Annotated in this window: 8 protein-coding genes; all 8 read left to right on the top strand. The window is 75.7% G+C overall.

Translation table 11 applies throughout. The features are described 5' to 3' along the window. Window positions 1-8: 8 nt before the first annotated feature. From AB0Q96_RS00525 to AB0Q96_RS00560, 8 genes are read left to right on the top strand one after another with little or no spacing between them, the layout of a single operon-like run. The gene (locus AB0Q96_RS00525; RefSeq protein WP_365320814.1) at window positions 9-854 is read left to right on the top strand and encodes an SUMF1/EgtB/PvdO family nonheme iron enzyme; all 846 of its coding nucleotides are present in this window, start codon (window positions 9-11) and stop codon (window positions 852-854) included. Then, window positions 838-1,884: a pyridoxal-phosphate dependent enzyme gene (locus tag AB0Q96_RS00530; protein ID WP_365320815.1), complete on the top strand. Its 1,047-nt coding sequence runs from the start codon at window positions 838-840 to the stop codon at window positions 1,882-1,884. The genes AB0Q96_RS00525 and AB0Q96_RS00530 overlap by 17 nt, the downstream gene beginning before the upstream one ends. After that, window positions 1,881-3,071, top strand: coding sequence for a cytochrome P450 (locus AB0Q96_RS00535; RefSeq protein ID WP_365320816.1), 1,191 nt, complete (start codon window positions 1,881-1,883; stop codon window positions 3,069-3,071). The genes AB0Q96_RS00530 and AB0Q96_RS00535 overlap by 4 nt, the downstream gene beginning before the upstream one ends. Continuing rightward, the gene (locus AB0Q96_RS00540; RefSeq protein WP_365320817.1) at window positions 3,068-9,580 is read left to right on the top strand and encodes an amino acid adenylation domain-containing protein; all 6,513 of its coding nucleotides are present in this window, start codon (window positions 3,068-3,070) and stop codon (window positions 9,578-9,580) included. Before AB0Q96_RS00535 ends, AB0Q96_RS00540 begins: the two co-directional genes overlap by 4 nt. Window positions 9,581-9,582: 2 nt before the next feature. Beyond that, window positions 9,583-12,780 carry an amino acid adenylation domain-containing protein gene (locus AB0Q96_RS00545; RefSeq protein ID WP_365320818.1) on the top strand — a complete coding sequence of 1,066 codons (3,198 nt, stop codon included), beginning with the start codon at window positions 9,583-9,585 and terminating at the stop codon, window positions 12,778-12,780. Between the two features lie 5 nt (window positions 12,781-12,785). After that, window positions 12,786-13,049: a phosphopantetheine-binding protein gene (locus tag AB0Q96_RS00550; RefSeq protein ID WP_329422683.1), complete on the top strand. Its 264-nt coding sequence runs from the start codon at window positions 12,786-12,788 to the stop codon at window positions 13,047-13,049. Beyond that, window positions 13,046-19,654: an amino acid adenylation domain-containing protein gene (locus tag AB0Q96_RS00555; RefSeq protein ID WP_365320819.1), complete on the top strand. Its 6,609-nt coding sequence runs from the start codon at window positions 13,046-13,048 to the stop codon at window positions 19,652-19,654. Before AB0Q96_RS00550 ends, AB0Q96_RS00555 begins: the two co-directional genes overlap by 4 nt. Then, window positions 19,651-21,957 carry a penicillin acylase family protein gene (locus AB0Q96_RS00560; protein WP_365320820.1) on the top strand — a complete coding sequence of 769 codons (2,307 nt, stop codon included), beginning with the start codon at window positions 19,651-19,653 and terminating at the stop codon, window positions 21,955-21,957. Before AB0Q96_RS00555 ends, AB0Q96_RS00560 begins: the two co-directional genes overlap by 4 nt. Window positions 21,958-21,984: the final 27 nt, after the last annotated feature.

The raw sequence follows: 21,984 nt of genomic DNA on the forward strand, positions 1-21,984 counted from the left end.
GAGAACCTGTGACCGAGGTGACGGCCGAAGTCATGCCCGCCGAGGCATTCCCCGCGGACTACTGGGTCACCATCCCCGGCGGACCCTTCATCATGGGTTCCGACGAGCTCAGGGAGGACGGCAAGCCCCGCGCCGCCGCGCCCGAACACCGCGTCGACGTACCGGAGTTCCGGATCGCCAAGCGCCCGGTGACGGTCGCGGACTTCCGGCGGTTCGTCGAGGCGACCGGCCATGTGACCGACGCCGAGAAGGCCGGCAAGAGCTGGGTGTGGATCGGCGACCCGGCCGTCATCATCCCGGACCAGGACTACCTGTGGAAGGCGATCGACGGCGCGACCTGGCGCACCCCGCGCGGCGAGGGCTCCACCGTGGAGGGCAAGGACGACCACCCCGTCACCCACGTCAGCTACGCGGACTGCGTCGCGTACACGGAGTGGACCGGCACCCGGCTGCCCAACGAGGCCGAGTGGGAGAAGTGCGCGCGCGGCACCGACGGGCGCCGCTTCCCGTGGGGCGACGAGGAGCCGACCGCCGAGCACTGCAACCACACGATGGTCGTCGCCGACACCAGCCCCGTCGGCGCGTTCCCGAAGGCGGCCGGCCCGTACGGCGTCGAGGACATCACGGGCAACGTGTGGGAGATCATGTCCAACGGTTTCCACCACTACCCGTTCGACGAGAACAAGCCCCGCCGGGTCATCAAGACGCGGGCCGGCACCATCCCGCTGGGCGTGATCCGCGGCGGCTCCTTCTACAACAACCACGACCCGCGCGGCTGCCTGGCCTGGGTGCGTATCTACAACCTGCCGGACTACAGCTGCTACGACATGGGGTTCCGTGTCGCCGCCCGCTGAGTCCGGCGGCCCGGGACACCCGGGGCACCCGGGCGCCCCGCGGCGGGCGGCCCGGGTCGACCGGCCGCTGCTCGACCGGGTGGACGCGCTGCTGCGGGACCTGCCGAGGACCCGGGTGGTGCGGCTGCCGCACCCCGGGATCCGGCTCTACGCCAAGATGGAGTCGGAGAACCGCACCGGCAGCGCCAAGGACCGGGCCGCGATCTGGATCCTGCGCGAGGCGGTACGGCGCGGGGACATCACCCGGGACACCACGGTGGTCGAGTCCTCCTCCGGCAACTTCGCGCTCTCCCTGGCCTCGTTCCTGAACGAGCTGGACGTGCCGTTCGTGCCGGTCCTCGACCCGAACGTCAACGCGGCCACCGAGCGGACCCTGCGCCGCCAGTGCGCGCGGGTCGAGAAGGTCACCGAACCGGACGGCACGGGCGGCTACCTCCTCAGCCGGCTCGGCCGGGTGGCGCAGCTGCGCGCCGAACTGCCCGACGTGTACTGGCCCGACCAGTACGCCAACCCGGACGGGGCGCGCGGCCACTACGAGCTGACCGCCGGCGAACTCCTCGCCGACCTCGGCCCGATCGACTACCTGTTCGTGGGCGTCGGCACCGGCGCGACGGTCAACGGCCTGTCGCACCGGCTCGGCAAGGAGCAGCCGGACGCCCTGGTGATCGCCGTCGACGTCGAGGGCTCGGCGATCTTCGGCGCCCCGCCGGCCCGCCGGCTCATCCCGGGCATCGGATCCAGCATCCGCCCGCCGCTGGTCGACGCGGCGTGGATCGGGAAGGTCGTCGTGCTGTCCGAGCGGGACGAGGTGGCCGGCTGCCGGGCGCTGCTGCACGACCACGGCATCTACGCGGGCGGCTCGACCGGCTGCGTGTACGCCGCGATCACCCGCCACTTCGAGGGGTACGGCGGCCCGGAGCCCGTGGTGGCGTTCCTGTGCGCCGACAACGGCGAGCCGTACGCCGACACGGTCTACGCGGACGACTGGGTCGCCGAACACCTGACACCGGTCGCAACCAAGGGAGCATGAGCGTGACGACGAGCGTCTGGACGCCCCCGCCCGCCGACGAGGCGGCACTGGCCGACTGGCTGCGGGCCCGCGAGCCGGTCGAGCAGGCCCCCGGCGGCGGGGGCTGGCACGTCTTCGGCCACCAGGAGGTCAAGGACGTCCTCGCCGACCACGGCGCGTTCTCCAACGCCGTGGTGCGGCCGGTGTCCGACGACTCGCCGATGCGCCTGTACCGCAAGGGCAACCTGACCTGGATGGACCCGCCCCGGCACCGCAACCTGCGGGCCCTGGTCAGCCAGGCCTTCACCCCGCGGTACGTCGCCGAGCTGGAGCCGATGGTCCACGAGACCGTCGACACCATCCTGGACGGCCTGCGGGGCCGGGAAGAGGTGTCGTTCGTCCGGGAGTTCGCCTCGCCGGTCGTGGCCACCGTCATCGCCCGGATGCTCGGCATCCCCGGCAACGGGCTGCGGCTCTTCCAGGAGTGGTCGCAGGCGCTGCTCGCGCTCGCCGACCCGGGCGCCGAGCAGAACGGTCTGCAGACGGTCCTCACCAAGACGCAGATCGCCGAGGCGTTCCTGCACCGCTTCGTCGCCCGGCGGCGGGCCGCCCCGGCCGACGACCTGACCAGCGCACTCATCGCGGCGGAGGTGGACGGCGAGCGGCTCGGCGACGAGGAGATCGCCGGACTGATCGCCCTGCTCATGTCCACCGGGCAGGCCGCCACCCTCACCCTCGTCAACTCGATGATCGTGCTGGCCCGGCACCCGGAGGCGCAGGCCCTGCTGCGGACCCGGCCCGACCTGCTGCACCGGACCATCGACGAGGTCATGCGCTACCGCTCCGAGACCACCCGGGTCGATCGCAAGACCACCCGGGCCGTGGTGGTCGGCGGGCACGAGATCCCGGCCGGGCAGACGGTGTCGGTGTGGATCGCGGCGGCCAACCGCGACCCGCGGGTCTTCGACCGGCCCGCCGTCTTCGACATCGAACGCACGCCCAACCCGCACATCGCCTTCGGCCACGGCATCCACTACTGCCTGGGCGCGCCGCTCGCGCGGGTGGAGATCCGGATCGCGCTGGCGAAGCTGCTCGACGCCACCACCGGGTTCACGATCGACCCGGCGGGCACCCGGCTGCTCGACCCCCGGCTCATGTTCGGGGCGAGCGAGGCGGCCGTACGGTTCGACTGGAAGGAAGCGCGATGACCGGGGCGAGCGGGTCGAGCGGGTGGACGGGGTTCGGTCCCGGCGGGCTGGTGGCCCGGCTCGCCGAGCACGCCCTGAGCACCCCCGACAAGGTGGCGCTGTCGGTCGCGCCGGTCGGCGGCGGAGACCGGGTCGACCTGTCGTACGCGGAGCTCACGGCACGGTCCCGCGCCGTCGCCCGCGCGCTGCTGGCGAAGGTGCGGCCCGGCGCGCGGGTGCTGCTGCTGTTCCCGACGGCGCCGGAGTTCGCGCCCGCGTTCCTCGGCTGCCTCGCCGCCGGTGTGGTCGCCGTGCCGGTGCCGCTGCCGCTGGACGGGGCGGCGCAGCGGCGCGTCCTGAACGTGGCGCGGGACTGCGAGGTCTCGCTGGTCGTGTCGCTGTCCTTCGTACGGGACTTCGTCCTGGCCGGCGAGGACCCGGAGCTGCGCGCCTTCGCGCAGGCGCACGACTGGCTGCTCGCCGACCGGGTCGGCGCGGACGCCGGGGCCGCGGGGGCCGCGGTGGACCACGGGTTCGACGACGGGGCCGGGCTGCCCGTCGCGGGCGCCGACGACCTCGCCTTCCTCCAGTACACGTCCGGCTCGACCAGCACCCCGCGCGGGGTCGTCGTGACGCACGGCGCGCTCATGCACAACGAGGCCGCCATCCAGCGCTCGTTCGGCGTGCGGCAGGACTCCACGATCGTCAGCTGGCTGCCGCTCCACCACGACATGGGCCTCATCGGCGCGATGCTCCAGCCGCTGTACGCCGGGGCCCGGGGCGTCGTCCTCGACCCGCTGTCGTTCCTGCGGAGCCCCGCGAGCTGGCTGCGGACCATCAGCGAGGAGGGCGCCGACATCAGCGGCGGGCCCAACTTCGCGTACGAGCTGTGCGTCCGCAAGGTCACCGAGGAGGAGAAGGCCGGGCTCGACCTGTCCCGCTGGCGGGTGGCGTTCAACGGCGCCGCCCAGGTCTACCCGCGCACCCTGCGGGCCTTCTCGGCGGCCTTCCGCGACACCGGCTTCCGCTCCGGGGCGCACCTGCCCTGCTACGGCCTCGCCGAGTCCACGCTGCTCGTGACCACCGTCGCCCCCACCGTCTCCCGCACCTTCGACGACGGCCGGGAGCTCACCGCGTACCGGCTGCCCGACCACGCCGACGTACGGGTCGTCGACCGCGCGTCCGGCGCCGAGCTGGCCGCCGGGCAGGTCGGCGAGATCACCGTCGCGGGCGGCAGCAACGGCACCGGCTACTGGGGACAGGAGCCCTTCGGGGAGTTCCTGCGCACCGGCGACCTCGGCTTCCGCGACGGCGACGAACTGTTCGTCGTGGGGCGCGGCAAGGACCTGATCGTCCAGCGCGGGCGCAACATCTACCCCGAGGACCTGGAGGCCGACGCGGGCGTCTGCGACCCCGACGTCCGGCCGGGCCGCACCGCCGTCTTCGGCGTGGCGAACGCGCCCACCGAGGACGCCCCGGGCCCGGACGGCTTCGACGGGGACGAGTCGGTCGTCGTCTGCCAGGAGGTGCAGCCGCGGACCGCGCCCGCCCGGTACGGCGAGATCGCCGCCCGGGTACGGGCCACGCTGTCCCGGATCCACGGCGTCACCGCGCGCACGGTCCTGCTCGTGCCGCCCGGCACCATCACCAAGACGTCCAGCGGCAAGGTCCAGCGGTACGCGGCACGGGAGCGGCACCTCGCCGGCGACCTGCCCGTGCTGCTGGCCGACACCCTGACCGGCCGCGGCTCCTCGCTCACCGAGCGGCTGGCCGGCGCCCCGCTGACGGCCGCGCTCTGCGCCCACATCGGCGAACTGCTGGGCCTGCCCGAGGCCCCGGCGCCCGAGACGTCCCTCGCCGACCTGGGCGCCGACTCGCTGACCGCCGTGCGGATCCGGCAGGACCTCGCGGACGCGCTCGGCGTCGAACTGGCGCCGACCGTCGCGCTGCGCGCCGGCTCGATCGGCGAACTCGCCGCGCTCGCCGAAGCGGCCGGCCCGGGCACCTCGCCCGCCGCCACGGAGCAGCCGGGCGGCTACGAACTCAACGCCTCCCAGCGCGCGTTGTGGTTCCTGCACCGCGCCGCGCCCGGCGGCGACTACAACGTGACCCGCGCGTTCCGCGTCACCGGCACCGTCGAACCCGCGGCCTTCCGCGCCGCGCTCGCCGCTGTCGCCGACCGACACCCGAGCCTGCGCCTGGCACTCACCACCCGCGACGGCGCGCCGCACGCCGAGGTCCGCGAACGGTCCGGGGCCGGGGCGGGGACCTCCGAGGCGGAGACCCCCAAGTCGGGGACCCCCCAGCCCGGGACCGTCCCCGTGGAGACCGTCGACGCCCGTGCCTGGGACGCGGTCCAAGAAGGCGACTGGTATCGGGAGTTCGCGACCCGGCCGTTCGACCTGGCCGCCGGCGTCCCGTTGCGGGCCGCGCTGCTGCGCCGCGACGGCGACTGGCTGTTCGCGCTGTCGCTGCACCACCTCGTGTGCGACGTGTCGTCCTTCGCGCTGGTCGTCGCCGACCTGGCCGCCGCGCTCGACGGGGAGACCCTGGCCCCCGCCGCGGTGCCCGCGCCGGCGCCGGAGCCCGACCACGGCGCCTTCTGGCGCGCCGAGCTCGACGGCGAACTCCCCACCCTGACCCTGCCGAACCTCGGCACCCCCGCGCCCGGCGCGGCCCGCGAGTCGCTCGCGTTCTCCGTGCCCGCCGCGCCGCTCGCCGCGTACGCCCGCGCGCACGGCCTGACCCTGCACAACCTGCTGCTCGCCGCCTACCAGGTGCTGCTGCACCGCCTGTCCGGCCAGGCCGACCTGCTCGTGGGCGTCCCGTACGCGGGGCGCACCGACCGGGCCCGCGCCGACTGGGTGGGGTACCTGGTCAACGTGGTGCCGGTCCGCTCGGCGTACCGCGCGCTGACGCCGTTCGACGCGTTCGCCGCCGCCACCCACCGGCACGTCCTCGATGTCCTCGACCACGCGGACCAGCCGCTGTCGGAGATCGTGCGGGCGGTCAACCCCGACCGCGACTCGGCGACGGCCACCGTCTTCCAGGCCATGTTCACCTGCTACACCGGCTCCCTGCCCGGCGCGGCGGCCGTGGTGACGGGCGACGAGCGGGCCGCGCTGCCCGCCGGCGCCGCGACCCTGCACGGTCACCGGGTCCCCGACCACACCACGCAGTCCGACCTCGGGCTCAACGTGGCGGTCCGCGAGGACGTGCTGGACTTCCAGCTCCAGTACGACGACGCCCGGGTCAGCCGCGAACAGGCCGAGCTGGTCGCCCGTACCCTGCCGACGCTGCTCGCCGGGATCGGCGCGGACGGCGACGGGCAGCTGCCGCTGCTCACCCCGGACGAGGCCGCGGTGCTCCTCGCGCGGGCCGTCGGCCCCGACGTACCGAGGCCCGAGAACTACCTCGACTCCTTCGAGCGCTGGGCCGACCGCACCCCGGACGCCGTCGCCGTCGACGACGGCACGGTCACGCTGACCTACGCCGAGCTCGACGCCCGCGCCAACCACGCGGCCGAGCGGCTGAGGGCGGCCGGGGTGGCCACCGACCGTACCGTCGTGATGAGCGCGGACCGCTCCGCGGACTACCTGGTCGCGCTGGTCGCCCTGCACAAGGCCGACGGCGCCTACGTGCCGATCAGCCCGCGCGAGGCGCCGCTGCGCGCCGAGGCGATGGTCGAGGCGGTCCGCCCGGCCGCGATCATCGCCACCCCGTCCGGACGTCATCTCTTCGGCGACCGGCCGGTGTTCGACCTGGCCGAGCTGGCCTCCGGCCACAGCACCACGCGCCCGCCGCGGCTCTGCCACGAGCACGCCACCTCGACGATCATCCACACCTCCGGCTCCACCGGGGTGCCGAAGGCGGCCGTCTCCACGAACTACGGCGTCACCAACCACATGTGGCAGATGGCGGAGCACTTCGCGCTCACCGAGCACGACTGCGTCGCCCAGACCGCCCCGGTGTCCTTCGACATCTCGGTGTGGCAGCTGCTCACCCCGATCATGATCGGCGGCCGGGTGCGGATCGTGCCCGAGCCGGACTCGCAGTCGCCCGCGAGCCTGCTGGAGGCCGTCGTGGACGGCGGCGTCACCATGCTGGAACTGGTGCCGTCCAACATCGTGGCCCTCCTCGACGCCGGGCTCGCCGCCCGCCCGGGCGCGCTGCGCGTGATGCTGTCCACGGGCGAGTCGCTGACCCAGGACGTGCTGCGGCGCTGGGTGCGCGAGCTGCCCGCGATCCCCGTGCACAACGCGTACGGGCCGGCCGAGTGCACCGACGACGTCACCGCCGGGCTGTGCGGCTCCGGCCCGGACGGGCCGCTGACCACCGCCGTCGGCCTGCCGCTCGCCAACACCACCGTGCACGTCCTCGACGAGCACCTGCGGCCCGTGCCGGCCGGTGTGGTCGGACTGCTGTACGTCGGCGGCGGGGCGGTCGGGCGCGGCTACCGAGGCAACCCGCGGCGCACCGCCGAGATGTTCGTGCCCGACCCGTACGCGGCAGGGCCCGGCGGGCGCCTGTACCGGACCGGTGACCTGGGGCGGGTCGACGCCGACGGGAACCTGGAGTTCCTGGGCCGGGCCGACACCCAGATCAAGATCCGCGGCCAGCGGATCGAGGTCGGCGAGGTCGAGTCCGCGCTGCGCCGCTGCCCCGGCGTCGTCGAGGCCGCGGTGAAGGTGCACACCGGACCGGCGGGCGCCTCGCTCGTCGGCTACGTGTCCCGGCCCGGCGGCCCCGAGGGCCCGGCGGCCGTCCTCGGCGTCGACGAGGACGAGCGGTTCCGCGCCGTGCTCGCCGAACGCCTGCCCCGGCACATGATCCCCACGATCATCGCCGAGCTCGGCCGGCTGCCCCGCTCCAAGAACGGCAAGGTCGACTACCGGTCGCTGGAGTTCACGGCGCCGGAGACGAGCCGGACCGGGGCCGGCCTCGACGACCCGCTCGCCGCGACCGTCCGCTCCCTGTGGGCGGAGCTCCTCGAACGGGACGAGGTCGGCTGGGACGACAGCTTCTTCCAGCTCGGCGGCCACTCGCTGCTCGCGCTCACGATGATCGACCGGGTCGCCGCCCTGCTCGGCGTGCGGCTCCAGGTCGACGCCGTGTTCGCCCGGCCGCGGCTGCGGGACTTCGTCGCCGCCGTCCGCGAGGCCGACCCGGCGACCGCCCGGCACACCGCCGGGCGGGCCCCCGCCGACCCGGCCGCGCCGGTGCCGGCGAGCGCCGCGCAGCAGCGCTTCTGGTTCCTGCGCGAGATGGACCCCGACTCGCCGACGTACAACATGCCCGGCGTGCTGCGGCTGCGCGGCGACCTGGACGAGGACGCGCTGGAGACGGCGCTGCGCGACACGCTGGCCGCGCACCCCGTGCTGCTCGCCCGGTTCGCCACCGACGGCGGCGAGCTGACCTGGACGGCGCGCCCGGCGGAGGAGTTCGCGCTCGACCGCCTGGACCTGCGCGGCCCGGTCGCCGAACTCGGCGACGAGGTCTTCGACCGGCTCGTCGCCGACGAGGCGGCGGTCGTCGCGGACCTGCGGCGCGAGCCGCCGTTCCGGGCGCTGCTCGCGCGGCTCGGCGAGCGCGACTGGGGCCTCTTCGTGAACATCGACCACATCGCCTGCGACGGCTGGTCCCTCACCGTGTTCCTGAACGGTCTCGCCGACCGCTACAACGGGCTGGAGCCGCCGGCGGCGGGGTACGGCTTCGCGGACTACTGCCACGACGAACGCTCCTGGTGGGAGACCCGCGACCGGGCCGGACTCGCCGCGCTCTGGCAGGACGTGACGGGCCGTCGGGCCGTCCTCGCGCCGCTGCCGGACCGGGCGGCGCCGCCCGCCCCGGACGAGGAGGAGGCCGGCGGGCACGCCGACGTCCTCGACGCCGGGCTCGGCGCGGCCGTGCGCGAACTCGCCGGACGCGCCGGGGTCACCCCGTACATGGTGTTCGCGACCGCGCTGGCCGCGCTCGCCCACAGCGGGTCGGACGAGCGGGAGCTGGTCGTGCTGGGCACGCTCATCGCCCAGCGCGACCGGGCCGAGTGGCGGCAGGTCGTCGGCCCGCTCCTCAACGTGTCGGTGCTGGCCGTGGAGCTGTCCCCGGCCGACCCGGCGGCCGACGCCCTCGCCGCCGTGCGCGCCGGGGCGCTGCGGGCCTACCGGTGCGCCCACGTGCCCTTCCAGGAACTGGTGCCGCTGCTGACCCCGGCACCCGACGGGGACGGCTCCCCGTTCGACGTGATGCTCGTGATGCAGCCGCCCGGCACCCCCGTCGAGCTGGCCGGCCTGGAGGTCGAGCCGACCGACCTGGACGCCGCGTCGGCCCCGTACCCGCTGCTCGTCGACATCGAGGAGCGGGACGGCGGCTACCGGGTGTCCTACCGCTACCGGACGAGCCGGTTCGACGCGGCCGGCGTCGCCGCGTTCGCCGACCGGCTGCGCGCCACGGTCCAGGCGCTGGTCACGGCCGGTGCCGCCCCCCTCGCCGAACTGGTTCCCGCGGGCACCGCGGCCGAAAGGAGCTGAACATGACCGAGCCGGTCGTGCGTCCCCTGCTGTCGCGGTTCGCCGCCGCCCTCGAACGGGACCCCGGCGCGCCCGCCGTGGTGGCCGACGGGGTCACCACCAGTTACGCCGCGCTCGACGCCACCGCCCGCGGTCACGCGGCGGCGCTGCGGGCCGCCGGTGCCGGGCCCGAGACGATGGTCGCGCTGGTCGCCGACCGGGGGCCCGGCTATGTCGCGATGATGCTCGGCACGCTGCTCGCCGGTGCCGCGTTCGTCCCCGTGGAACCGAGCGTCCCGATCGGGCGCGCCCACCAGATGTGCGCCGGCGCCGACGTACGGATCCTGCTCGCCGCCCCGGGACACGAGGAGTTCGCCGCGGCGATCGCCGAGGGCCTCGATCCGGCACCGGCGGTGCTGGTTGCGGGGGAGCCGGGGGAGCTCGGGGTGCCGGGAGTGCCTGGGGTGCCGGGGGTGCCTGGCGCCCGGGAGCCGGTCGCCGGACAGCCGGGCGGCGCGGCGGACGCGGCGGGTGCGGCCGGCTCGGCCGGTGTCGTGGCCGGGCGGGCGCGGGACGGGCTCGCGTACGTGATCTTCACGTCCGGGTCGACCGGTACGCCCAAGGGCGCGATGGTCCAGGACGGCGGCATGGACAACCACATCGCCGCCAAGATCGTCGACCTGGACCTGGGCCCGGCCGACTCCATCGGCCTCACCGCCCCGCTCTCCTTCGACATCTCGGTCTGGCAGACGCTCACCTCGCTCACCGTCGGCGCCCGCGTCGCCGTCGCCTCGCCGCGGAACATCGCCGAACCCGCCGAGCTCGTCGCCTGGGTGCGGCGGCACGGCGTCACCGTCCTGGAGATCGTCCCGTCCTTCCTCGCCGTGCTCACCGCGCAGCTCGACGACGAGACGCGCGCCGGACTCTCCTCGCTGCGCTACCTCGTCGCCACCGGCGAGGCGCTGCCCGGCGCCGTCGCCACCCGCTGGTACGAGCACTGCCCGGACATCCCGATCGTCAACGCCTACGGCCCCACCGAGTGCTCCGACGACGTCACCCACCACCTCGTGACCGCCGAGGAGAGCGCCGCCCGCGCCTGGCCGTCGATCGGCCGCGAGGTCCTCAACACGCGCCTGTACGTGGTCGACGCCGAGGGCCACGAGCTGCCCGGCGACGCCGAGGGCGAGCTCCTCGTCGGCGGCGACGGCGTCGGCCGCGGCTACATCGGCGACCCGGTGCGCACCGCGCTCACCTTCGTCCCCGACCACCTGTCCGGCACGCCCGGCGCCCGCCTGTACCGCACCGCCGACCGCGCGAGCCGCGCCGCCGACGGCACGATCGACTTCCACGGGCGCCGCGACCGCCAGGTGAAGATCCGCGGCCACCGGGTCGAACTCGGCGATGTGGAAGCCCAGTTGCTCCGCGTTCCCGAGGTGCAGTCCGCCGCCTGCGTGTACACCGGCGGACGGCTGCGGGCCTTCGTGACGCTGAACGCCGCCGCCGACGTCCTCACCGCCGTGCGCGCCGTCGCCCCCGCCTACCTCGTCCCGCACGAGGTGACCGTCCTCGACCGGCTCCCGGTCAACACCTCCGGGAAGATCGCCTACCGGGCGTTGGAGGACCTGCCGTCCGCCGAGGCCGGGACCGAGGCCGGGGCCGAGGCCGGGGCAGGGGCAGGGACCGCCACGGCCGCCGGGCCGGGCACGCCCGTGGCCGCCACCCTGGACACCGTGTCCGCCCTGATCGCCGAGACCCTGCGCGTCCCGGCCGTCGGCCCGGACGACGACTTCTTCATCTCCGGCGGCGACTCGCTGACGGCGATGACCCTCGTCTCCACCGCCCGCACCCGCTTCGACGCCGAGGGCACCTCCCTGCGCGCCTTCCTGTCCCGGCCGACCGCCCGCGGCCTGCTCGCGGCGGTCGAGGCGGCGGAACCCGTCGCCCCGCACGAGGACACCGGCCCGGCCGGCACCCTCTCCTCCGGGCAGGAACGCCTCTGGTTCTTCGAGCAGCTGCACCGCAAGAAGGCGCCCAACCTGCTGATCCTCTCGCTCGACCTGCGCGGACGGCTCGACCGCGACGCGCTGCGGCACGCGCTCGCCGCGCTCGTCGCCCGGCACGAGCCGCTGCGGACCGTCTTCACCCAGGAACGCGGCATCCCCAAGGCCGTCGTGCGTCCCACCGCCGAGATCGTCCTGGAGGAGGGCACGACAGGCGACTTCGCGATCTCCGCCCGCACGCCCGAACCGCCCCTGGCCACCGCCCGCCTCGAACGGGTCACGGACGCCCACCACGTGCTCACCTTCGCGATGCACCACCTCGTCGCCGACGGCTGGTCCCTCGACGTGCTCAAGCGGGACATCGCCGAGTACTACGAGCGCCACCTCGCCGGCGACACCGAAGTGCCCCTGCCCCGCACCTCGTTCTCCCGCTACGTGGAGGCCGAACGGAGCTGGCTGGCCGGCCCCGAGGCCGAGGAGTGCACCCGGTACTGGACCGGGCAGCTCGCCGGCGCGCCGCCCGCGATCGACCTGCCGCTGGACCGCCCGCGCCCCGCCAAGCCGGCCTTCGTCACCGACCACGTCGTCACCCACCTCACGGCCGAGGAGACCGCCGCGCTCGCCGCGACGGCCCGCGCCCACGGCGCCACCCCGTTCATGGCGGTGCTGGCCGCCTCGTACGTCGTGCTCCGGGACGCCACCGCCGCCACCGACCTGGTCCTCGGCATCGACGCGGTCAACCGCTCGTGGCCCGGCAGCGAGGAGCTCATGGGCACCTTCGTGAACCAGCTCCCGGTCCGCTTCTCGCCCGGCACCGCCCCCACCTTCGGCGAACTCCTCGACCTGGCGCGGACGCGGGTGCTCGGCGCGCAGGAGAACGACCGGCTGCCCTTCCACAAGCTCGTCGCGGCCGTGAACCCGCCGCGGCAGGCGGGCCGCTTCCCGCTGTTCCAGGTGAAGGTCACCCACCAGGGCGCCTGGCGCACCGGGCTGGCCCTGAAGGACCTGGAGGTCGTGCCGCGCGAACTGGCCGACCCCGTCATGGACCTGGACCTGATGATCGACGTCTCCGGCGAGAACGACCGGCTGCGCCTGGAGGTCCTGTTCTGGCCGGAGGTGCTCGACGCGCCCACGGTCGGCGGCTGGACGACGGCGCTGGCCGAGGTGCTGCGGACCGGCGCGGCCAACCCCCACGCGGTACCGGCACTCGGTGAGAGGTGAGGACGATGTCCACTCAGGATCAGGTCGCCGCGGTCTGGCGTGAAGTGCTGGAGCTGGAGACGGTCCCCGTCGACGAGGACTTCTTCGAGCTGGGCGGCCACTCCATGCTCGCCGTGCAGGCGCTGTACCGGCTCTCCGAACTCACCGGCGTGGAGCTGGAGCTGGCGGACTTCTTCGAGCTCGGCACGATCGAGGAGATCGCCGTCGAGCTGGACCGGCTGATCGCCGAACGGCCCGCCGCCGAACCGGTCTTCGAGGGAGAGCTGTGACCGCACGGGACCTGCTGCGCCGCCTGGACGACCTCGGCGTGACGCTCACCCTCGCCGACGACCGGCTGCGCTACCGGGGCCGGGGCGAGACGCCGCCGCCCGAGCTGCTCGCCGAGATGAAGCGGCACCGGGACGAACTGGCCGAGCTGGTCGGCCGCCGCGAGCGGCTGACCTGGCCCCCGGTGTCCGCGGGGGACACCGGGCCGCTGACCGCCGCCCAGCGTTCGCTCTGGGCCACCACCTACTTCGCCGAGGACGGCACGTACAACCTGTGCGCGGCCCTGCGGCTGCGCGGCCCCCTCGACCGCGAGGCGTTCACCGCCGCGCTCCGCGACCTCCACGACCGGCACCCCTCGCTGCGCACCCGCTTCCCGGTCACCGGCGGCGAGCCCCGGCAGCAGGTCCTGCCCTCCGTGGAACCCCCGCTCCTGGTCACCGACGCACCCGACCTCGACGCCTGCGCGGCCGAATGCGCCCGACTGGCCGACGAGCCACTCGCCCTGGACACGGCACCGCCGGTGGTGATGCGACTGTTCCGGATCGGGGGGACGGGTGCCGGGCCGGATCCCGTTCGTGGCACCGGGAGCGCTCCTGTTCGCGGCACCGGACCCGATCCCTTTCGTGGCACCGGGCCGGATCCCGTCAGCGGCGCCGGGCCCGACACCGCTCGCGGCGCCGGGCCCGATCCCGTGCACCGCGCCGACGACCACGTCTTCTTCTTCGTCCTCCACCACGTCATCGCCGACGGCTCCTCCTTCGACCCGCTCCTCGACGACCTGGCGCGCTGCTACGCGAGCCGGGTCGTGGGCGAGGAGCCGCCGCCCGCCGCCGCCTCCGTCGGGATGGTCGACTACGCCCGCTGGGAGGCCGACCGGCTCGCCTACGCCGACCTGGCCGACGCCCGCAGGTACTGGCGCGAGCGGCTCGACGACGCCTCGCTGGGCGCGCTGCCGCTGCCGCCGCCGCGCGACGGGGCCGCGCCGGAGCGCGGGCGGGCGCACCGGGCCGTCGTCCCGGCCGACACCACCGCCGCGCTGCGGCGGCTCGCCGAGCGGAGCAGGGCGAGCCTGTTCACCGTCGTCTCCACCGGCGTGGCCGTCGCACTGTCCCGGTCCACCGGCCGCGAGGACCTCGTGGTCGGCATGCCGACCTCCCGCCGCGACCGCACCGGCCTGGAGCGGGTCGTGGGCCTGCTGCTCGACATGGTGCCGGTGCGCCTGGACGCGACCGCCACCGCGCCGTTCACCGAGCTCGTCCGCCGCACCAGGACCGCCGTCCTCGGGGCCGTACGCCACGCGCCCGTGCCGGACGGCGTGGCGGGCTCGGGCGCCACGTTCAACGTCATCGTCACCGACCTCGGCGCCGCCCCGCCCGCGCCCGTCTTCCCCGGGCTCGCGATCGAGGCCGTCGAGGTCGAGCAGGTCGGCGCCAAGTACGACCTGAACTTCCTGGTCCGCGACGACGGCGACACCCTCACCGTCGAGATCGAGGCGGACCGGCGGGCCGTCGCCGACGCGGACGCCGCCGCGATCGGCGCGACCGTCGTCGCCGTGCTCACCGCCGCCGTGGCCGACCCGTCCGCCCCGGCGGCGACGCTGGCCGCCGGCGCCTTCGGGGTGGCCGCGCCCGGGGCCGTCGCCGCGCCCGACCGGGTGCCGGGCGCCGACGAGTCGCTGACCGGGCGCCTCGTGGAGCAGGCCCGTGCGCGCGGGGAGGCGATCGCCGTCACCGCGCCCGAGGGCGCCCTGTCGTACGCGGAGCTCCTGGCCCGGGTCGAGGCGACGGCGGGCGGGCTGCGGGCCCGGGGCGTCGGCGCCGGGCAGGTCGTCGCGGTCGCGCTGCCGCGCGGCCTGGACCTGGTGGTCGCGATCCTCGGGGTGATGGCCTCCGGCGCCGCCTCGCTCGTCCTCCACGAGTCCTGGCCCACCGCCCGGGTGGCCGACGTCCTCGACGACTCGGGCGCCCGCCTCACGATCACCGAGGACGCCACCGTCCCGGGCGTCCGCGCCACCCTCGCCGAACTGGCCCGCGAACAGGCCCCGTTGGCTCCGGTGCCGGCGCACGCCGCCGCGTACGTGATCTACACCTCCGGGTCCACCGGCCGCCCCAAGGGCGTCCGGGTCACCCATCGCAACGTGCTCAGCCTCCTCGACGCCACCGCCGGCGGCTACGGCCTCGGCCCGGACGACGTGTGGACCCTCTTCCACGCCTGCTCGTTCGACGTGTCGATGTACGAGCTGTTCGGCTGCCTGCTGCACGGCGGGCGGCTCGTCGTGGTGCCGCGCCTGACGACCTGGGAGCCGGAGGAGTTCGCCGAACTCTGCGCCCGCGAGCGGGTGACGGTGCTCAGCCAGACGCCGTCCGCGCTCACCGTGATGCTCCCCGCGCTCGCCGCCCGCCCCGACTCCACCGCGCACCTCCGCTACGTGCTGTTCGCCGGCGAGGCCCTCGACCGGCGGCTCGTCGAGCGCTGGTACGAGGAGGTCGGCGACCGGACCCAGCTCGTCAACATGTACGGGATCACCGAGACGACCGTGCACGCCTCCTGGCGCCTGCTGCGCCCCGAGGACGTACGGACCGCCGAGTCGGACATCGGCACCCCGCTGCCCGGCACCGCGCTGCACGTCCTGCACGACGACGGCGTGCCGGTCGCGGACCGCTGCGTCGGCGAGATCTACGTCGGCGGCCCGCAGGTCAGCGACGGCTATCTCGGCCGGCCCCGGGAGACCGCCCTGCGGTTCCTGCCGGACCCCTTCACCGACGTGCCCGGCGCCCGCATGTACCGCTCCGGCGACCTCGCCCGGCGCGACGGCGCCACCCTCGCCTACCTCGGCCGCCGCGACCGGCAGGTGCAGGTCAACGGCTTCAGGGTGGAGCTCGCCGAGATCGAGGCGGCGCTCTCCGCCCGGCCCGGCGTCGACGCCGCCGGAGCGGCCGTCACCACCGACGACAGCGGCGCCCACCTGGTGGCCGTCGTCGTCCCCGCCGCCGGTGCCGCGCCCGAACCGGCGGAACTCCTCGCCGCCGTGCGTACCACACTGCCCCGCTACATGGTGCCGCGCACCGTCGCCGTCGTGGCCGCGCTGCCGCTGACCACCAACGGCAAGCTGGACCGCGCGGCCGTGGTCGCCGCCGCCTCCGCCGCCCCGTCCGGTACGCCGACGGCCCCCGGGCCCGGCGCCCGGCCCGTCGGGGCCCGCGAGACCGTGCTGCTCGACCTGTTCCGCGAGGTCCTCGGCGACCCCTCCGTGGGCACCGGGACCGACTTCTTCGACGCGGGCGGCGACTCCATGCGCGCCATCCGCCTGGTCGGCCTCGCGAAGGACCGGGGACTCGGCCTGACCGTCCAGGACGTGTACGCCGCGCCGACCGTCGCCGCCCTCGCGCCACTGGCCACCGAGGACGCCGAACCACCCGCCGTACGCGAGCCGTTCGCCTTGCTTCCGACGCCTGCCGAGGTCCCGTCGGCGGCTCCGGCGGCCTTCCCGCCCGACGTCGTCGACGCGTTCCCGATGACCGCCCTTCAGTCCGGGATGATCTACCACCAGGAGATGGCGCCCGGCGCCCGCGTCTACCACATCATGCTCAGCTACCGGGTGCGCGGAACGATGGACCCGGCCGCCTTCCGCGCCGCCGCGCAGGCCGTCACCGACGCGCACCCGATCCTGCGCACCGGCTTCGACCTGGCCCACCCGCTCGGCCCCGTGCAGCGCGTGCACACCGGCGTCACCGTGCCGGTCGACTTCGAGGACCTGACCCGGCTCGACGACGAAGCGCAGCGGGAACGGATCCGGCAGGTCGTGGCGCGCGAGACCGCCACCGACTTCGACCTGTCCGCGCCGCCGCTGCTCCGGCTCGTCGTGCTCACCACCTCGCCCGACGCCTACCAGCTGATCTTCACCCACCACCACGCCATCCTCGACGGCTGGTCGGTGAACATCTTCTTCGAGGACCTCCAGGCCCAGTACCAGGCCCTGCTCGCCACCGGCACGGCCCCGCCGCTGCCCCGCCCGCGCACCGCGTTCGGCGACTACGTGGCCCTGGAACAGCGGGCCGTGGCCGACGCCGGGCACCGGGAGTTCTGGGCCGGCCGCACCGCCGGCAGGACCCGGCTGGTCGCCCCGGACCGGGCGGGCGCGCCCGTCATGCGCCAGCACCACGCGCACTTCACCGGACAGCTCGACGCGCTGCGCGCCACCGCGGCGCGGCTCGGCGTGCCGCTCAAGGCGCTGCTCGCCGCCTCGCACCTGCGGGTCGTGTCCTGGCTGACCGGCGCCGACTCCGTGGGCACCAGCATGGTCGTCGCCTGCCGCCCCGAGACCCAGGACGCCGACCGGGTCCTCGGCCTCTTCCTCAACCAGCTCCCGCTGCGGGTCGCGCTCGCGGGACAGACCTGGGCGGAACTCGCGGCCCGCGCGCACGAGGAGGAGCAGGAGGTCATCCGGCACCGCTGGTACCCGAACGCCGCGATCCAGAGCGCGTACGGGCCGGAGCCGATGTTCGACTCCAGCTTCAACTTCACCGACTACCACAACACCCGGCGGATGGTCCGGGACGGCGCCCTCCAGCTGCTCGACGCGGACGAGCTGGAGTCCACCCACTACGCGTACAGCTCGGCCTTCACCGTCGACGTCCGCACCCAGGAGCTGCGGCTCCTGATGGAGTACGACGCGGCGGCCCTGCCCGAGAGCACCCTGGTCCTCGCGGCCGAGGTGCACCGCCGGGCGCTCGCCGCGATCGTCGCCGACCCCGACCGCCCCTTCCGCGACACGGAGCTGCCGGGAATCGCGGACCTGGCACGGCTGATGACCTCGGGAACGGCACCGGTGCCGGCCACGACGCCGGTCACGGCACCCGGCGCCGCCGTGGCTCCCGTCGCCGCCGTGGCCCCCGGCGCCCCGGCCGCGACGGCACCCGTGACGCCGACGGCCCCGACCGGCTCCGCCCTGGAGGCGGACGTCCGGGCCGTCTGGACCGAGGTCCTGGGCGTCCGGGAGCTCGACGCCACGACCTCGTTCTTCGACGCGGGCGGCGACTCGCTCGCCGCGATGCAGGTGGTCAGCAGGCTCCGTGCCCGCCACGGCGCCTTGTCCATGCGGGCGTTCATGGCGGCGCCCACCGTGGCGGGCGTCGCCGCCGCCCTCGCCTCGGGCCCGGAACCGAAGCAGACCCCGACCCCGACCCCGGCCACGACCCCGGCCCCGGCCCCGGGCTCCGCCCCCGCCGGGCCGCCCGCCGTCCGCCACCCGCTCTCCCTCGCGCAACGCCAGATGTGGGAGATCGCGGGTCAGTTGCCCGGCGTCGGCCTGTTCGGGATGGCGGGCGCGCTGAGCGCCGACGGGCCGCTCGAACTCCCGCTCCTGGAGCGCACCTTCGCCGAGCTCGCCGCCCGGCACGAGGCGCTGCGCACCCGGATCGAGGACACTCACGACGGTCCGGTGCAGGTGGTCGAGGAGAAGGTCGCGGTCGCCGTCGAGGTGACCGACCTGAGCGGCGAGGCGCACCCGGCGCGGGCCTGCGAGAAGCTGATGGCCGCCGCCGCGCGCGAGCCGCTGCCGCTGGACCGGGCGCCGCTCATGCGGGTGGCCGTGCACCGGCTGGCCGCCGACCGGCACGTGGTCTTCCTGAACATCCACCACATCGTCTGCGACGGCTGGTCGCTCACCCTGCTGTTGTCGGACGCGGCCCGGATCTACCGCGAGCTGGCCACCGACGGCACGCTCACGCCCCGGCCGGTCCCGCGCGGCAGCGGCGGGCTGGCCCGGGACCGGGCCGACTGGCTCGGCACCGAGGAGGCGGCGCGCCAGCGCGCGTTCTGGCGGGACCGGCTGGCCCCGCCGTGGGGCGCGCTCGCCGACGGACCCGGCAGCCGCTTCGCCGAGCTGGGAACGGCCTCGTTCGTGCAGCGCCTGCGGTCGGCGACGGCCCGGGCGACCCTGTCGGCCGAGGACATGACCGCCGTGCGGGCCGCCGCGCGCCGGCACGGCCTGACCGACTTCATGCTCGTGCTCGGCGCGTACGCGGCGACGCTGCGGGCGTGGAGCGGTCAGCGGGACGTCCGGATCGCCACCATGCTCGCCAACCGGGTCGAGCCCGGTCTGGACGAGGTGGTGGGTCTGGTCGCCAACACGGTGGTGCTGCGCCTGCTGCTCGACGACCCCGATCCGGTGGCGGTCGGCCGGCAGGCCCGCGAGGTCTGCGTCGCCGCGCTCGACCACCAGGAGCTGCCGTTCGAGGAGGTGCTCGCCGGGATCCGCGAGCGGCACCCGGAGCCGGGCCCGGTCTTCGAGGCGATGCTCGTCGCGCAGGAGGAGACCCGGTCCGCCGCGCCCGGCGAGGGCCTGGTCTTCGCCCCGTACCGCTCCGAGCGCGATGTGCTCGGCGCCCGGGTGGTGGCCACCGCCTCGGACTTCGTGCTGGGGATCGCGCCGATCGGCGGCGAGCTGCTGTTCGAGCTGCGCTACAAGCCGGCGACCACGCCGGACGCGCTGGCCGCCGAGCTGCTGACCGCGATCACGACGGCCGTACGGGACACGGCGGCGGCCCTCCTGGCGGCCCCCGCCGGGACTCCCGCCGAGGCGGCCCCCGCCGCGGAGGCCCCGTGACGGCGTGCCCCGCCCACCGTCCGCGCCTGCGCCGCCTGTGGCTGCTGCCCACGGCGCGGGTGGCGGGGGCCGGGGGAGCGGCGGGCCTGGTGCTCGCCGCGGCGCTGCTCGCCGTGCCGTGGGCGTCGGCGGGCGTGCTGGTGGCGGCCGTCGCGGCCGTCGCCGGGTACGCGTACCGCAACCGGGCCCGGCTCGCGGTCGAGCGGCGGCTGCTGCGGGCCCTGCGCGAGTCGGCGCCGTGCTGCCCCGGGGACGTCGAACTGCCGGGTCTGGAGGGCCCGGTGGAGGCGGAGAGCGGCGGTGACGGCGTCACCCGGATCACGGCGGGGAGCGAGCACGACGCGGTCCGCGCCCTCGGGTACGCGATGGGCCGGGACCGGGGTTTCCAGCTGGACCTGATCCGGCGCAGCGGCGCGGGGCGGCTCGCGGAGGTGTGGGGGCGGGCCGCGGTGCCCGCCGACACCGCGTACCGCGGGCTCGGGCTCGCGGGGGCCGCGCGGGCCGCGACCGAGCGGCTCGACGGGCCCGAGCGGGAGCTGCTCGAAGCGTTCGCCGAGGGGGTCAACGCCGCCTACGCGGCGCACACCCCGTTCGAGTGCCGCTTCCTCGCCTACCGGCCGCGGCCGTGGCGGGTGGAGGACAGCGTGCTCACCTCGCTCGTGCTGTTCCACGCGCTGTCCTTCAACGAGCAGGCCAAGCGGGCCGAGGCGGTCGTGCGCCGGGCGCTGCCGGGGCCGGTCGCCGACTTCCTGCTGGCCGACGCCGAGGACCCGGACCTGCCCGAGGGCCTGGCCCGGCACCGCGCCGACGCGGGCGAGGCCGACCTGGTCGCCCTCGACCGGGCCGTGGCGGGCTCCAACTGCTGGATCGCCCCGGGCGACGGGCAGCCGCTGCTCGCCTGCGACCTGCACCTGGCGCTGGGTCTGCCGAACGTGCTCTACGAGGTCGACCTGGCCTGGCCGGGCACCCGGCTGCGCGGGCTCGCGAGCCCCGGGCTGCCGGTCGTCCTCACGGGCACCAACGGGCGGATCGCCTGGGGCGTCACCAACCTCACCGCCGACGTGCTCGACCTCGTCCCGGCCGGACAGGACCTGCGGACCCGGACGGAACGTATCCGGGTGCGGGGCGGGAAGCCGGTCGACGTGGACGTCACCACCGACGGCACCATGCCCGTGTCCCGGACGCCGCTGCTGGGCGGGAAGGTCGCCGTCCGGTGGACCGGCCACGACCCGCGGGCCGCCGACCTCCGCTTCGCGCGCCTCGCCCGCGCGCGGGACCTGGACGAGGCCGTCGCCGTCCTCGACGGCGCCCACGGCGTCGCCCTCAACGTCCTCGTCACCGACCGGCGGCGCGGCGCGCACCTGGCGACCGGCCTGCTGCCGCGCCGCCCGGCCGGCACCCCGCGCACCGACCCGGCCGAGGGACACCTCACCGGTCCCGAACGCCCCAGGATCACGGACCCCGCCGACGGCGTCCTGGTGTCCGCGAACGACGCCGGGCTGCCCGAGGACGCCTTCCGGATCGGCCTCGACCTGGACCCCGGCCACCGGGCCCGCCGCATCCGTACGGTCCTGGGCGCGTCGCCCCGGCACGACGCGGCCGGGATGCGCGCCCTCCAGCACGACGTCGCCGCCGGGCTGTACGCGGCCTACCGGGACCTCGCGGTGGCGGCGCTGCCGTCCGGGGACCCGCTGCGCGCGCTGCTCGCCGGGTGGGACGGCACCGCGTCGACCGGGTCCCGCGCCTTCGGGGTGCTGGTGCGGCTGCGCGAGACCCTCGCGGGGCGGGTGCTTGCGCCGTACCTCGCCGTCTGCCGGGAGCACGATCCCGCGTTCCGTTTCCCGTTCCGCACGCTCGACCGGCCGCTGCTCGCGATCCTGCGGGCCCGCGACCCGGCGCTGCTGCCCGCCGGGACGCGCGACGCCGACGGCTTCCTCGCCGCCTGCGCACGGGCGGCGGCGGGGGAGCGCCCGCAGCGGTGGGGCCGGCTCAACCGGGTCGGTCTGGGGCATCCGTTCGCCTCGCTGGTGCCGTGGGCGAACCCGGTGCTCGGCATCCGTCCGCGCCCGCAGGCGGGGATGCTGCACACCGTCCGTACGGCCGTCCCGGGCTTCGGCGCGGCCGGCCGGGTGGTGGTGACCCCGGACGGAGCGCTCTCCGTGGAGCTGCCCGCCGGGCAGTCCGGGCATCCGCTCAGCCCGCACTACGCGGACCGGCACGGGCGCTGGGCGGACCTGCCCCCGTCCCGGTCGCGGGCGGGGCGTCCCGGCTGCGGGTACGCGCTCCGCCCGCCGGGGACGTGAGGGCGCGCCCGCGGCCGCCGGGGGCGG

The sequence above is a fragment of the Streptomyces sp. NPDC093111 genome, assembly GCF_040683955.1.
GTDB lineage: Bacteria > Actinomycetota > Actinomycetes > Streptomycetales > Streptomycetaceae > Streptomyces.